Source organism: Micromonospora sp. L5 (assembly GCF_000177655.2).
GTDB classification, from domain to species: Bacteria; Actinomycetota; Actinomycetes; order Mycobacteriales; family Micromonosporaceae; genus Micromonospora; species Micromonospora aurantiaca.
In genome coordinates this window covers 4,520,307-4,534,447 of record NC_014815.1, presented here as the reverse complement: position 1 = coordinate 4,534,447, position 14,141 = coordinate 4,520,307, and the positions used below count along the sequence as shown (strand labels likewise).

Sequence of the window (14,141 nt, the reverse complement as noted above, 5' to 3'; positions counted from 1 at the left end):
AAATGTCGAGGTGCGGTTTCGTGCGCGAACTGACGAGTTGGCTGTCCGGCGGCGGTCAGACCTGCCGTTTTCCGTACTCCGCCGTGCTGGCGGAGTTTCACCGGGTCGGTAAACACTTCGTCGAAAAGGAAGTGCTGGCTCTGCTCGACCAGGCCCGTACGCAGCTGACGGTGCCGGCGACCGCGCGGGAGCCGCAGGCCCGGCTGCTGGGTGACTTCCTCGACGTCGCGCTCGATAAGTGGGACGGCCGGTACGACTACCGCAGCTATCTTGCGCTGCGGCTGCTCCGGCTGCCCGGCGGGGGCGACGTCGCCGGCCCGTTCGGTGCGCGACGGGACCGGGACCGGCTCCTCGTTCGCCTGGTCGCCGACGTGCTGGCCTTCGAGTTGACCGCCGCCTCCGGTGCCACCGACCTGCTGCCCGAGCGGCGCCCGAGCCGGGACGTGGTGTCCAAGCGCTACCGGCTCGGCGTGCGGGCCGTGTCACCCGCTCTCGCCCGGCTGGGCATCGCCGGGATGGTCCCCGGCCGGGAAGCTGTGGCGACCCCGGACGAGCTGCGGGCCGTCGCCGCCGACGCCGATCCCGCCGGCGAGTTGGTCCTGCGGCTGACCATGCTGCCGGTCCATGTGTCGCACGACGAGTACCTGTTCATCCGGGTGCTCCAGTCGTACGAATGCCTCTTCGCGGGGGTCGCCGAGGAGTTGCGCGCCACCATCGCCGCCCTGACCGCCGGCCAGGCGGGGCGGGCGACCGAACGGCTGGCGTACGCCCGACAGCAGCTCACCGCCGCCGGGCCGCTGTTCGCGCTGCTGGCGACGATGCAGCCGGAGGCGTTCCGGACGTTCCGGGAGTACACCGCGGGGGCCAGCGCCATCCAGTCCCGCTCCTACAAGCTCATGGAGTCGCTGTGCCGCACACCCGAGGGGTCGCGATTGGACTCGGCCGCGTACCACCAGGTCCCGGAGGTACGCGAGCTGGTGCACGCCGGCCAGCCGTCGATCGACGACGCGTTCCGGGCGGCGGTGCGTGACGGCCTGCTCGCCGCGCCCGAAGGCGGGCGGGTCGAGGAGGAGATGCGGTCGTTCGCCGCCGCGGTATTCCAGTGGCGGCGCACGCACCACCGGCTCGCGACCCGGATGCTCGGCCCGCGGGCCGGCACCGGCTACACGGAGGGCACGCCCTATCTGGCCGCCGCCCGATCCATCCCGGTCTTCACCTCCGTCGCCTGCGAGCCCCGACCCGTCCCCCATCGAGCCGACCAGAGGCAGCCCTGAGTGAGCCCACCGCACCGGAACTCCGACCTCGATACGCCCGAGTGCCTCGACGCCAGCGCGCACGCCGCACTGCGCGCCGAGTTCCCCCTGCTGAGCACCGGCGTCTACCTGAACAACAACTCGACGGGCGCGGTGCCGCGAGGCGCGGAACAGGTGCTCACCGGCTACTGGCGGACGCTGCGGAACTGGCGGGACGAGGTCTGGCAGGACTGGCACGCCGGCCTCGACCGGTACGCCAGCTCCGTCGCCGCGTTCATCGGCGCACCGCCGGGCAGCGTGGTCACCGACGCGAACCTGAGCACGCTGCTCGCCCGGGTAGCGTCCTGTTTCGACTATCGTCCGCCGCGGAACCGGATCGTCACCACCGATCTGGAGTATCCGACGGTGCCGTTCATCTGGAACGCGTTCCGTCGGTACGGCGCCCGGCTCGACGTGGTCGGCTCGGGCAGCCCGCGGTTCGACGAGGACGCCGTCGAGGCACGGATCGACGAACGCACGCTGCTGGTGTGCATCCCGCACGCCAGCTTCTCCTCGGGGGCCACCGTCGACCTGCCCCGGCTGGTGCGGCGCGCCCACGACGTCGGCGCGCTGGTGGTCGTTGATGCCTTCCAGAGCGTAGGGGTCATGCCCATGGACGTGACGGCGCTCGGCGTCGACGTGGTTCTCGGCGGCGCGCACAAGTGGCTCTGCGGAGTCGGCACTGCCTTCCTCTACGTGCGCCCGGGTCTGGTGCCGCAGCTGGAGCCAGCGGCGACCGGCTGGCAGGCCGGTGACCGGGCCTTCACATTCCAGCCGTCGACAGGCTGGGCCGGTGGGGCCCGACGGTTCGCCGGCGGGACGCCGTTCCCCCTGACCTCGTTGATCTCCCAGGTCGGCCTGGATCTGCTGGCCGGGGTAGGTGCCGGCCCGATTCGACGGCACTCGCTCGCCTGCACCCAACGGATCCTGGAGCGGGCCGCGGTGGCTGGCATCGACGTGGTCAGCCCGACCGAGCCGCACCGGCGCGGTGGCGTCGTGTGCCTGGACGTCGCCGACGGCGAGGCGGTCAAGCGGCGGTTGGTCGCTCGCGACATGGTCTGCAGCTGGCGGGGCTACCTGCGGGTCGGCCCGCACGTCTACAACACCCTCGACGAGATCGACACGTTCATGGACGCCCTGGAAGAGGAGCTGAAACGGTGAAGGTCACGCTGTCCCCACGCGCGCTGATGAGTCTGCTCGCCAACGGGCCGAAGGCCATGGACGTGCTGGAGACCGCGCTCGGCACGGGTCTGCTCGACGCCTTGGAGCCCGGGCCGGCGAGCCTCGGTGAGCTGGCCGCCCGCTTCGACGTGCGGCCCCTGCGGCTCTACAAGTTCCTCGACTGCTTGGAAAGCCTCGGTGTCGTTGAGCGCAGCGAGCCAGGTGACGACATCGCGATGGCAACGTACCGTGCGGTACCCGGCCTCCGGGATGCCGTCATGGCGGTCGTCGGCCCCGGTGCTGTCGAACGTGACCGGGACCGTTACCCCTGGCGGTTGCTGCACGGCCGGCTGGCCGAGAGCCTGCGCGGCGAGGTGAGCATGAGCGACGACGACTTCGCCTGGCCCCCGAAGACCGACGAACAGACCGCCGACTTCGAGCGCAGCATGGCCGTCGGTCTCGGTCCGGTGATCGAGACGATGCATCGCAACGCCAGCCGGCTGTGGTCGGACCGGCGCCGTCTGCTGGACATCGGCGGGGGTGACGGCACGCTCGCCGCGCACATCCTCGACGACGCGCCTGGGCTACGGGTCGACGTGTACAACCTGCCGGCCGTGGCTCCGCTGGTGGAGGCGACCCGGACCCGCACCGGGCATGTCGACAGGCTGGGTTTCGTCGGCGGCGACTTCTTCGCCGAGCCGCTGCCCTCGGGCTACGACGCCATGGCATTCGTCCGGGTGCTGCACGACTGGCCGAACGACGTCGCCCGCCGGCTGGTCGAGAAGGCGTACGCGGCCCTCGAACCGGGCGGGCTGCTGGTGATCTGCGAGGAGTTCCGCACCCCAGACCGCCTGGCGATGCAGTTCTTCTGGAGCTACTTCCTCATCGGGGTCGACAGTTGCGTCAGTCGGCTGCGGGAGGTGGAGTTCTACACCAGTCTGCTCAAGGAGGTCGGCTTCGACCGGGTGGCCGTGCTGCCCGGCGGCTGGGAGCTGGCCTGCGGGCACAAACCGCTGGCCGAAGCGTGACCCGCCCAGCCGGCGTGACGGTGCGGGCGTGGCCGCACCCGCCGCAAGTCGTCCCGGGCTCACCGTTGCCGGCCGGCGCGCCCGTCCCTGCGGCCGTGACGGCCGATCCGTCCGGCGCATCGGTGCGGAGCTCGGCGTCGCGCACCGCCCACCGTGTCGCCGTCGGTCAGACACGTCCCAGCGCTGTGCGGCACCAGCGACTCCGGCAATACACCTAGGTGAGCGCGTGCACCAGTGCGGTCGCCGCTCCGGCCAGGAGGGCCACACCCGTGCCGGCACCGACGACGGCGCTGGGGGTGAAGTCGCACCGTCGGGCGACAGGGACGCTGACGAGCGCGACCAGGGCGACGAGCGCGGCCCAGATCGCGAGGGCCGGATACCCCAGAAGCGGCGCTAGGGGGAAGAAGTGCAGGCCGACGATCAGGGCGATCCAAACCGGAACCAGGGAGGTGCGGCCGGCGCGCCGGAGCCAGATCGCGCCGACGGCACAGAGGACCACCTCGATCAGGACGATCACCCCGAAGACCGGCCCCGTCCTCTCGTCCACGGAACTGCCCTTGTCCCAGGTGCGTGCGGTGACGATGCCGCCGATGATCGCTGCGACCAGAGACAACACCGAACCGATGCCGAGCCACGGACGCCACGCCTTGGGCGGTGCCTCCTGCGCCCAGCCGAACCAGACGATCCCGAAGACCCCGAAAATCGCGGCGGTGGCCGCGGCGTTGGCCGCGAATTCAGCATCCATCGGCGCAGTCTAGGTGCAGATGACCACCGCTCCGAGCGGTGCCCGCACAGGCGCCACGACGCAATGTCGCCTAGGAAACACGACCAGGACGGCCCGCACCAGTGCGTCACGGTGGACGGCACCCCGGTCGACCATATGGGACTCCGGCAACCGCCAGTCCGACCAGACGTGGAGCTCCCGCTGACGTCCGGGTGGTGACCGGCGCTCGTCCCGTCGATCCGCCGAGACGGGCGCGACGGCCGCTCAACTGGGGAATAAATCGAGTCCAATCTATTGACAAGGATTGTTTACGGTTTCAGGCTGAGAGCGCTCTCCCGCGCCGCCTCCGGTGCGTCACGAACAACCGGAAGGAGTTCGATGATCAAGACAACTGCGCTGCTCACCGCTGCGATGCTCGGCCTGTCTGTCCCGGCCGTCCCCGCGGCGGCTCACATCGCCCACCAGTCCGAAGCACGGCCGGCCGTGGCGGGCCTGCCGCTCGGCATGGCCGCCGCGATGCGCCGCGACCTGCACCTGACCGACGATCAACTCACCGCCCGCCTCGCGGCCGAGGCCGCCGCGGCGGTGGTCGACCGACGGCTGCGCGGGCGCCTCGGCACCGGGTACGCCGGCTCGTGGCTGGAGACGGACGGCCCGCTCACGGTCGCCGTCACCGACGCCTCCGCGGCCGACGCGGTGCGGGCCGAGGGAGCCCGGCCCAGGCTCGTCCCTCGGACGCTCACGAGCCTGACATCGGCGCGTACCGCCCTGGACCGGAGCGCCGCCGGTCAACCGCCCGGGGCCGCCGTCCGCGGCTGGTACGTGGACGTCGCCGCCAACCAGGTGGTGGTGCGGGTGGCACCGGGACAGGAACGCACCGGCCGAGCGTTCGTGCGCGGCGCCGGCCTCGCCGACGCGCTCGTTCGCTACGCGCCTGCGCCCGACGCGCCGCGCCCGATGTACGACATCCGCGGCGGCGACCAGTTCGTCATCAACGGCAACGTACTCTGCTCCGTCGGCTTCGCCGTGGTCGGCGGGTTCGTCACCGCAGGGCACTGCGGAGCCGCCGGCAGCCCCACCCGCGGCTTCAATAACGCAGCCCAGGGCACCTTCGCCGGCTCGTCGTTCCCGGGCAACGACTACGCCTGGGTCCGCACCAACGCCGACTGGACGCCGCGGCCCTGGGTGAACAACTACGCCGGCGGCAACGCTCCCGTCGCCGGGTCCCGGGACGCGGTGATCGGCAGTTCCGTGTGCCGGTCGGGACGCACGACCGGCTGGCGGTGCGGCGTACTGCTGGGCCGGGAGGAGACGGTCAACTACGCGCAGGGCGCGGTTTACGGGCTCAGCCGCAGCAACGCCTGCGCCGAGGGCGGCGACTCCGGCGGCGCCTGGCTCTCCGGCGATCAGGCCCAGGGAGTCACCTCCGGCGGATCCGGCAACTGCACCACCGGCGGCACCATGTGGTTCCAGCCGGTCAACGAGATCCTCGGTGTCTTCGGACTCAGTCTGGTCACCACCGGCGGGGGCGGCTCCGGCACCCGGATCATCAGCAACTGGAACAACAAGTGCGTCGATGTGCCGAACTCGAACTTCTCCGACGGAGTCCCGCTGCAGGCGTGGAACTGCAACGGCACGGCCGCGCAGGCGTGGACGTTCACCGGCGGCAGCCTGCGCACGCAGAACAACATGTGCATGGATGTCGCCTGGGGCTCCCGGGACAACGGCGCGGTCATCCAGATCGCCACCTGCAGCGGCAACCCGGCCCAGCAGTTCGTGCTGTCCGCCGCCGGCGACCTGGTCAACCCGCAGGCCAACAAGTGCGTCGACATCAAGGACTGGAACGGCAACGACGGTGCGCGGTTGCAACTCTGGGAGTGCGCCGGCACCGCCAACCAGAAGTGGCGCTCCGGCTGATCCGAGGCCTGACACGGCGTCCCGCCCGGGACGGTCCGAGGTGGGCCGACGGCGGCACGCCGTGTCGCTCCGGGACGTGCCAGCTCAGGTGCGGCCGTCGCCGGCAGTGACCGGTGTCGAACGGTGCGCCGATCACCCTCGTCGCGGGTGCTGGCGAGCCGGTTCCGCGCTGCGCCCACGGTGACCGACGGCCCCGGCGGACCGACGAGCCCGCCGAGGCGGACCCGCTACTCCGCCAGTCAGGATGGCCGGACCGAACCCTGGAGGCCACCTCGGTAGGCATGGCGGATCGTTCGCCGGGGAATACTGCCGGGCATGGCCTCGTACTCGGTGGATCAGGCGGCTGTCGTCCGCGCCCGGCGGCTCATCGAAGCGCGCCAGTACGTGCTCGACAGTGACTGGGGCGTTGTCCAGCCCCGGGCCACCGACGAGAACGGCTACCTCGACAAGCACTCGTGGCGCGAGTATGGCGAATGGTTCCTTGGCCGTACCGAGGGTGCGAACGAGGAGACGAAGGCCCGGTACGCCTTCGCCTATGGCGACTTCCGCCGCGTCCACCGGTCCGGTCTGGTCGCGTGCGTCTACCGCGCCTCGGAGTGGCGGCACAAAGACGTCGAACTGGCCGCGCACGACCTGCTGCAACTGCTCGACCAGGTCGCCGGCTGACCCTGCGCGGGGTGGACCGGACACACGCGCGACGCCAGTTCAGCAAGCCGTGGACCCCGGCACCGGCGCCCGCCCTCGAAGAGGGACGATGGCTCACCACGAGCCGGCACACGTGCCCTCGATATCCTCACCGCAGCCGAAACCGACTCGCCGCTGGGCGAGGTGGAGCTTGGCCACGTGGCGGCGGCCTTCCGGCAGGCCGGGGCCCGTTCCCTCCCGCCCCGGCACGCTCCTGTTGCACGCCACCGGGCGGGCCCGGATGCCGACACGCGGGCACGAGTGGCGTCCGCGCTGTCCGCCGCCCGTGTGGTCCCCCTACCGACCGCTACTCGAAGAACTTCAGGCTCCAGCCGGTGTCGGTGTTCGGGCCGGGGACGTTAGCCCGCCGGTAGGTGGTGTTGCCCCACCAGCAGAAAGTGCCGGTGTACCAGAACCGGTTGCTCCAGGTGTAGGGCGTTCCCTTCGGCACCGCGTGGAACATCAGCGGGAATCGCGGCCCGGCCGGTGGGCTCGTGGCGATGTCGCCATGCAGCAGCACGAAGGTGTGATGCCCGGGGCCGTTGACGTAGAGGGTCGGATCCCAGCCGGACATCATGGTGGACCGGTTCGAGCCGAACAGGCAGCCGTTGGACTTGTACCAGTCCCACACGTACGTCGGGTCGCCTCCGGCCCGCAGTCGCAGGTCCGCGAGACAGTACTGGTCGCTCCAGCTGCCGTTGGCGGAGTAGACGATGTGCAACTGGCCATTCGGGTCTCGAATCGGCTCCGGCCCCTCGTTGATGAACGGGTTGCCGACCACCCGCTCCCACGGCTCCCGGGGTTGGGAGATGACGTAGCGCGCCCCGACCGGCGTGGTCGGGCTGCTCATCCTGGCGAGGTAGATGTTCTGCTCGACGTTGGTGTCACCGGCCCATCCGGACCAGACGAACCAGCGCTGTCCGTTGAACGTGAACAACGACCCGTCGATCGCCCACTTGTCGTCCGGCAGGGCCAGTTTCTGCTCGGCGGTGTACCCACCGTCCGGCGACGTCGAGCTGATCACGAACGTGCGGCGACTGCTGCCCGCGCCCAGCGCGAAGTAGATGTAGTAGCGTCCACCGTCAAGGACGATCTCCGGTGCCCAGACGCCGCCGCGGCCCCGGGTGTCCGTCCACACCTGGCGCTGAACCGCCCCGCTCAACTGGTCGGGTGACGAGGCTTGACGAACGGCGATGCCGTCACCGACCGACTGGGTGGAGATGTAGGTGCCGCCGACCCGGATGACACTGGGATCCGCCGCACGGATGCTCTGCGCGGCTTCGGCCGGCGAGTAGACGAACCCCACCTGCCACAAGCCGGCCGCGGCGAGCAGAACGGCGACGAGGAGCTTGCCGAGCATCCGCTGCCGTCTCATGGCATCGACCGGTTCCCGCTAGAATCGAGAGGCGGCTGACCTCCCGGCGCGCAAGGGCGCTCTCCCAGACTGACCAATCGACGCTCGTCGTGTCAACCAACGACTCGGATCGAGTGCGGGTGGGGGCAACGGACCGACCGTCGGCCGGCGCGTGCGACCGCGACGCGCCGGTGGCCCGGCCGCCGGGTGCGGTCGGCGAGCCACCGGCAAGCGCCCGTCAGCCGTTGTCGATCAGCCCGGCGATCTCGTTGTAGATCAGGTGTGCCTTCGCCCCCTGGTTGGACGGGCACCCACCGAGGTGGTGCAGGGCGATGACGCGGTGATTGGCGTCGAGTACCGGGGAACCCGAGTTGCCGCCCGAGGTGTCGCAGCTGTAACTGATGTTCCAGGTGTTGTAGTTCGCGTTGCGCACCGTGCAGACACCACCGTTCTGCGTGTCCTCGTAGATCGACAGTCGCTTCGGGCTGCCATCACCGTGCCCGGGCACGTACATCCGGGTGCCGGTGCTGGTCGCGGTCGTCCTCAGGTAGAGCGTGCCGAACCCCTGGATCGCGGCGAAATTGTTCACCGAGTAGAGCGCGTAGTCCAGTTCACCCGAGCCACCGCTGCTCACCCGGTAGAGGGTCGCACCGCTCACCTTCGTGCCCGGGCCGGGGTTGCTGCCACCGCAGGTGGCGCACTGGTAGTTGAACTGCGCCTCGCTGGCGCTGACCGCGGACTGGGTCGAGAAGCAGTGCTTGTTGGTCAGCATCCGGTTGGTGTTCCCGACCCGCCAGGTGGTGCACAGTCCGCCGCCACCGATGAGCAACCGTGCCACCGCCCGGCCCCGGGCGTACTCGGTGGGGTGTGTGCTCTGGTAGCAGACCACGTCCCGGCGGGCGTCGGTGCTACAGACGGACGTGGTCGAGAAGTTGTGCTGGGCGATCTCGGCCTGGTCGTACCCTCGCCAGAACCGGTCGATGTCGACGACCGCGCGAGCGGGCCGCGCGCTGTGCAGCGTCACCACGGCGGTATCCCCCGTCACGGACATCGCCCAGAAGCCCGGCCCGCCGTCGGTGGTGTAGTCCGAGCCGGTCGTCCGGTCGAGGCTCCGGTCGTACCGGTAGGTCTCCCGGCCATCCGGGCTGGACACCGTGACGTAGTCCCCCTCGTTCAGCCGCAGTGCACTGAAGTGGACCTTGACGTACGTGGCGCCGGGATGCCGGATGAGCTGACGCGCACCCGGCCGGTCGGCGGTGCGGGTGGTGTCGAGTGTGCGCAGCTCACCCACCGTGGTGACGCCTTCGGCGGAGAACTGTGCAGCCTCCGGCGCCCGGACCGACGCCGGAGCCACCGGCCGGGTCGGATTCGCCCCGGAGGCGGACGCGGGCAGCATGCTCACCCCGAGCGCCCACACGCCGAGCACTACCGCCGCGTATCGCGCACCGCGCCGCAACATGTGTCTCATCCGCACTCCTTTCCGAGGAACGGCGGATGCCGTTCCGACGGGCTCCCTCGCACGAGCTCTTATAGAAGAGTATCGATTGATGGCGGGATGCGGTACCGCCAAATCGAACGGCTGCCCGCGCCCGTCCGCTCGCCTTCGACGGCCGGCCCGGCAGCGAGGCCGGAGCGCCGCACGGTCGCCCGCCCCCGCGGGTCCGTGGGGATGCCGAGATGGCGTAACGCCCCGGCCCTCCTGCGGCTGCGGACGGAGGCATCGACAGCTTCAGTCGGATGTGACGACCGCAGGTCGATCGGTGACCACGCCCTCGGGCGTCGCGGTCGTTCCGGGGTCTAGCTGACCTCCCCGCCCGGACAACGTCGCGTCGGTCAGGAAACCCGGCTGCATGAACCTTCGGGCTCGCCGAAGAGGTCACCGAGCACGATGCCCTGGTCAGCAGGCTTCGGGTGGGATTCGAGTCTCAGCCCCCGGGATGCATGCCGACGTCACCGCGATGGCATCCGTGCCATGCGGTGACGCGACGAAGCCCTGTTGGCTGACGTCAGCGAGCTTCGAGACAACAGCCGACACCAGTCAAGCGGGGAGCGATGCGCGTGACCACTCCGGAGTTCTCTGGGAGGTCACACCGGATTCATCGCCCACATCACCGCAGGCCAAAGCCTTCCGTTCTGCCCGGCCTCGGTGACCACTTCGGGCGGGCGACGAGACCCAGTCGCTCCATCGCCCGATGGCCGCCATCAAGACTTCGAACTGTGGGACCCGCTCCTCTGGCCTTCATCCTGCGCGCCGCATGGACCTGGCCCCGGATCATTCGAGCCACCGCCGGCCGCGACCTCGTCCAGGCACGGGTGTGACGCTCGAGGCAGGCCCGGTTGCGGGGGCGGTGCCAGCGGCTCCGGCAACAGCAACCGCGAGCAGCAGCACGATCCAGAGCGGGACGGCGCCGACGTCGCGCGGTTCGGGTCAGGTGGAGCCGCGGACGACCAGCGTCGTCGGCAACACGGTCGGCTTGGGCGGGTCGTCGCCGCCGTGCAGCATGGCGACCAGCGCCTCGGCGGCGGCCGTGCCGAAGCCGGGCTTGTTTTGGGCGACGGTGCTGAGCCCGGGCGGGATCAGCGCGGCCACTTCGATGTCGTCGAAGCCGATAATCGCAATGTCGTCGGGGATCCGTAGGCCGGCCGCCTGGGCCGCGCGCATCGCGCCGACAGCCATCTCGTCACCGGCGACGAACACTGCGGTAGGGCGGTCGTCGAGGGCGAGCAGCCGGTTCATCGCGGCGTGACCGCCGTCGAGATAGAAGTCTCCCTCGATGACGTGGCTGTCGGCGAGCGGCAGGCCGGCCCCGGCCAGAGCGGCCCGGAAGCCGACGAGCCGTTCGGTTCCCGGCCAGGTTCGCAGCGGGCCGGTGATGGTGGCGATGCGCCGGTGGCCGCGTTCGACGAGGTGGCGCACGGCGAGCGCCGCGCCGCCGGCATTGTCCGAGGTGATGTAGGTCGACGTCGGGCCGTCGACCCGCAGGTCGAGAGCGACGCACGGCACCTGGGCTTCGACGAGGGCGAGCACGGCTGGGTCCCGGGTGCCGTTGTCGATGATGACGGCGCCGTCGAGATTGTGCTGGCGGACGGCGCGCACGTATCGCTGCCCGTCGTCGGGCCCCGCCGCGTCGTGGCCGGCGAGCATGAGCAGGTTCAGCCCGTGCGCGCTGAGCGCCGTCTTGAGCGCGACGAGGATCTCCTGCAGGAACGGGTGGCGCCATCCAGGGCGGCGATGGTCGGTGTCCCATACCAGGCCCACCATGTTGGATTTCTTCGTGGCGAGCGTCCGGGCCGACCCGTTCGGCAGGTAGCCGATCTCGGCGGCCAGGTCGAGGATGCGCTGGCGGGTGTGCTGGCTGACGACCTCGGGGGTGTTGAAGACGCGGGACACGGTGGCGACGGACACGCCGGAGCGGCGCGCCAACTCCCTAATTGTGGTCAATGTGGTGCCTTCTCTGTAACCGGTTTCACGACCGTAACGCCAGCGATGTCCGCCGGTCAAGACGCATCGACCGTTACCGTTTCGTAACTTGACACCCCCTAGCCGAACCCGTTCACACTTCCCAGGACAGGCGCTCACCGGCGGTCACCCGCAACTCAGCCGGCATCCGATCTTCATCCAACTCCACCCACCCCCACCACCATCGCTTCGCCGACAATGTAACCGGTTTCAGGTAACCGGTTACATCGCACGAAAGGGTTCCCTGGCATGCACCCAAAACGACTGTTGCGACTGGCGGCGGCCACCCTGGCCGCCGGAGTACTGCTGACCGCGTGTGGCACCGGCACCGAGGGAGGCTCCGGCGGCGGCAACGAAAAGATCACCCTGAACGTCAACCTGTTCGGCAACTTCGGGTACCAGGACCTGTACGCCGAGTACCAGAAGTCGCACCCGAACATCACGATCCAGGAGCGCACGGCCGCCTACAACGACCATCATCGCGACCTGATCACCCACCTGGCCACCGGCTCCGGCGCGGGCGACATCGAGGGCGTCGACACGGGCTTCATCGCGCAGATGCGCGAGCGGGGCAACCTCTTCGTCGACCTGGGCAAGGACCGCCAGTCCGAGTACCTCGACTGGAAGTGGGCGGCGTCGCTGGCCAAGGACGGCAAGCAGATCGGGTACGGCACCGACGTCGGCGGCCTGGCCATCTGCTATCGGCGTGACCTGTTCGAGAAGGCCGGCATGCCGTTCGACCGCGACCAGGTGTCGGCCGCCTGGGGCAGCGGCTGGGACAAGTACATCGAGTTCGGCAAGCGGTACGCGGCGAAGGCCCCGGCCGGCAGCGCCTTCTTCGATGGCGGAGGCCAACTGTTCAACGCCATCATCGGCCAGGCCCCGGTCGGGTACTACAACGAGGACAACGGCATCGTCGTGGGAACCAACCCCGATGTCCGCAAGGCCTGGGACCTGACGGTGACGGCGATCCAGAGCAGCCTGTCGGCCAGGCTGATCGGCAGCTCGCAGGAGTGGAACAACGGCTTCGCGAAGGACCAGTTCGCCACCATAGCGTGTCCGGCCTGGATGATGGCCAAGATCAAGGACCAGGCGAAGCATGCCGCCGGCAAGTGGGACGTGGCGAGCGTCCCGGGCGGCGGCGGCAACTGGGGCGGCTCGTACCTCACCGTTCCCAAGCAGGGCAAGCACATCGAGGAGGCCAAGAAGCTCGCGGCGTGGCTGACCGCCCCGGAACAGCAGGCCAAGGTGTTCACCGCGCGGGGCAACCTGCCGTCCATCCCGGCGCTGTACGACAAGCCTGACATTGCCCAGTACAAGGACGCCTTCTTCAACAACGCCCCGGTGGGCCAGCTCTTCACCACCGCGGCAAAGCAACTCAAGCCCCAGCACCAGGGCCCGCGAGCCGGGGATGTGCAGACCACCATCCGCGACGCCCTCGTCCGCATCGAACAGGGCAAGCAAAGCTCCGACGAGTCCTGGAAGCAGATGGTCAGCGACGTCGAGCGCCTCGCCAAGTAACTCGACCCGCGCCGCCGGCGGTCGCCCCTGACCGCCGGCGGCCCCCGGCGACGAAGGATCGACGATGGCCACCTACCTCCACCAGGCCCGCCGGGCCGGCCTGAGCCGGCTCGACACCAAAGGCTCGCCCTACCTCTACATCCTGCCGTTCTTCCTGCTGTTCGGCGCGTTCGGGCTGTTCCCGCTGCTGTACACGGCGTACGTCTCGTTCAATGACTGGGACCTGCTCGACTCCGGGTCGCACCGCTGGGTCGGCCTCGCGAACTACCGCGAGATGCTGCAGGACGCGTACTTCTGGAACGCCCTGGGCAACACACTCAGCATCTGGGTGCTGTCCACCGTGCCGCAACTGCTCGCCGCGCTCTGGATCGCCCACCTGCTCAACCACCGGCTGCGGGCCCGCACCGCGCTACGGATGGGCGTGCTGCTGCCCAACGTCACCTCGATCGTGGCGGTGACGATCGTCTTCACCCAGCTGTTCGGCCGCGACTTCGGCATGGTCAACTGGGCGCTCGGCCTCGTCGGCATCGGCCCGATCGACTGGCAGGCCAACACCTGGAGCTCCCACCTGGCCATCTCGTTCATCGTCGCCTGGCGGTGGACCGGCTACAACGCCCTCATCTACCTCGCCTCGATGCAGGCGATCCCGCACCACCTGTACGAGGCCGCCGACCTCGACGGCGCGTCGCAGGGTCAGCAGTTCAGGCGGATCACCGTCCCGATGCTGCGGCCGACGATCATCTTCACCACGGTGATCTCGACGATTGGCGGCCTGCAGATCATGGCCGAACCCCTGCTGTTCGCCAGCTCCCAGACGCCCACCGGCGGCTCCGACCGGCAGTTCCAGACCGTCGCCCTGTTCATGTACGAGCAGGGGTTCCGGGAGTTCCGCTTCGGCTACGCCTCGGCGGTCGCCTGGACGCTCTGTCTGGTCATCGCCATCTTCGCGATCATCAACTTCCTGCTCACCCGGCGCATCGCCAAGGACGAGGACTGAGGA

11 protein-coding genes are annotated in these 14,141 nt (G+C 69.8%); 7 read left to right on the top strand and 4 right to left on the bottom strand.

Annotated features, from left to right (window positions below):
• Positions 1-2: 2 nt before the first annotated feature.
• Genes ML5_RS21280 through ML5_RS21270 form a run of 3 tightly spaced genes read left to right on the top strand, consistent with a single transcriptional unit; the run spans position 3 to position 3,481 of the window.
• Complete coding sequence (locus tag ML5_RS21280) at positions 3-1,274, top strand: tryptophan 2,3-dioxygenase family protein (protein WP_049800115.1); 1,272 nt, start codon at positions 3-5, stop codon at positions 1,272-1,274.
• The gene (locus ML5_RS21275) at positions 1,275-2,453 is read left to right on the top strand and encodes an aminotransferase class V-fold PLP-dependent enzyme (protein WP_013476105.1); all 1,179 of its coding nucleotides are present in this window, start codon (positions 1,275-1,277) and stop codon (positions 2,451-2,453) included.
• On the top strand, positions 2,450-3,481 hold the full coding sequence (locus ML5_RS21270) for a methyltransferase (RefSeq protein WP_013476104.1): 1,032 nt from the start codon (positions 2,450-2,452) through the stop codon (positions 3,479-3,481). Before ML5_RS21275 ends, ML5_RS21270 begins: the two co-directional genes overlap by 4 nt.
• Before the next feature lie 214 nt (positions 3,482-3,695).
• Here ML5_RS21270 and ML5_RS21265 read toward each other — a convergent pair whose 3' ends face one another.
• Positions 3,696-4,226 (bottom strand): hypothetical protein, encoded by a 531-nt coding sequence (locus tag ML5_RS21265; protein WP_013476103.1) that lies wholly within the window; start codon positions 4,224-4,226, stop codon positions 3,696-3,698.
• Between the two features lie 357 nt (positions 4,227-4,583).
• Here ML5_RS21265 and ML5_RS21260 point away from each other — a divergent pair, with 357 nt between their 5' ends.
• The gene (locus tag ML5_RS21260; protein ID WP_013476102.1) at positions 4,584-6,122 is read left to right on the top strand and encodes a ricin-type beta-trefoil lectin domain protein; all 1,539 of its coding nucleotides are present in this window, start codon (positions 4,584-4,586) and stop codon (positions 6,120-6,122) included.
• Between the two features lie 315 nt (positions 6,123-6,437).
• Positions 6,438-6,788: a hypothetical protein gene (locus ML5_RS21255; RefSeq protein WP_013476101.1), complete on the top strand. Its 351-nt coding sequence runs from the start codon at positions 6,438-6,440 to the stop codon at positions 6,786-6,788.
• Positions 6,789-7,113: 325 nt separating this feature from the next.
• Here ML5_RS21255 and ML5_RS21250 read toward each other — a convergent pair whose 3' ends face one another.
• From ML5_RS21250 to ML5_RS21240, 3 genes are all read right to left on the bottom strand, one after another.
• Positions 7,114-8,181: a glycoside hydrolase family 43 protein gene (locus ML5_RS21250; RefSeq protein WP_069089513.1), complete on the bottom strand. Its 1,068-nt coding sequence runs from the start codon at positions 8,179-8,181 to the stop codon at positions 7,114-7,116.
• A 217-nt stretch (positions 8,182-8,398) separates the two neighbouring features.
• On the bottom strand, positions 8,399-9,628 hold the full coding sequence (locus ML5_RS21245) for a serine protease (protein ID WP_013476099.1): 1,230 nt from the start codon (positions 9,626-9,628) through the stop codon (positions 8,399-8,401).
• A gap of 960 nt (positions 9,629-10,588) precedes the next feature.
• Positions 10,589-11,584: a LacI family DNA-binding transcriptional regulator gene (locus ML5_RS21240; RefSeq protein ID WP_236619252.1), complete on the bottom strand. Its 996-nt coding sequence runs from the start codon at positions 11,582-11,584 to the stop codon at positions 10,589-10,591.
• 303 nt (positions 11,585-11,887) lie between these two features.
• Here ML5_RS21240 and ML5_RS21235 point away from each other — a divergent pair, with 303 nt between their 5' ends.
• Positions 11,888-13,141, top strand: a complete 1,254-nt coding sequence (locus tag ML5_RS21235) for an ABC transporter substrate-binding protein (RefSeq protein ID WP_236619251.1) — start codon at positions 11,888-11,890, stop codon at positions 13,139-13,141.
• A gap of 64 nt (positions 13,142-13,205) precedes the next feature.
• Complete coding sequence (locus ML5_RS21230; protein WP_013476096.1) at positions 13,206-14,138, top strand: carbohydrate ABC transporter permease; 933 nt, start codon at positions 13,206-13,208, stop codon at positions 14,136-14,138.
• Positions 14,139-14,141: the final 3 nt, after the last annotated feature.

Excerpts from the sequence above, each read along its gene's own strand:
- ML5_RS21245 (WP_013476099.1), bottom strand. The coding sequence starts at position 9,628 with ATGAGACACATGTTGCGGCGCGGTGCGCGATACGCGGCGGTAGTGCTC.
- ML5_RS21250 (WP_069089513.1), bottom strand. The coding sequence starts at position 8,181 with ATGAGACGGCAGCGGATGCTCGGCAAGCTCCTCGTCGCCGTTCTGCTC.
- ML5_RS21280 (WP_049800115.1), top strand. The coding sequence starts at position 3 with ATGTCGAGGTGCGGTTTCGTGCGCGAACTGACGAGTTGGCTGTCCGGC.
- ML5_RS21260 (WP_013476102.1), top strand. The coding sequence starts at position 4,584 with ATGATCAAGACAACTGCGCTGCTCACCGCTGCGATGCTCGGCCTGTCT.
- ML5_RS21230 (WP_013476096.1), top strand. The coding sequence starts at position 13,206 with ATGGCCACCTACCTCCACCAGGCCCGCCGGGCCGGCCTGAGCCGGCTC.
- ML5_RS21255 (WP_013476101.1), top strand. The coding sequence starts at position 6,438 with ATGGCCTCGTACTCGGTGGATCAGGCGGCTGTCGTCCGCGCCCGGCGG.
- ML5_RS21265 (WP_013476103.1), bottom strand. The coding sequence starts at position 4,226 with ATGGATGCTGAATTCGCGGCCAACGCCGCGGCCACCGCCGCGATTTTC.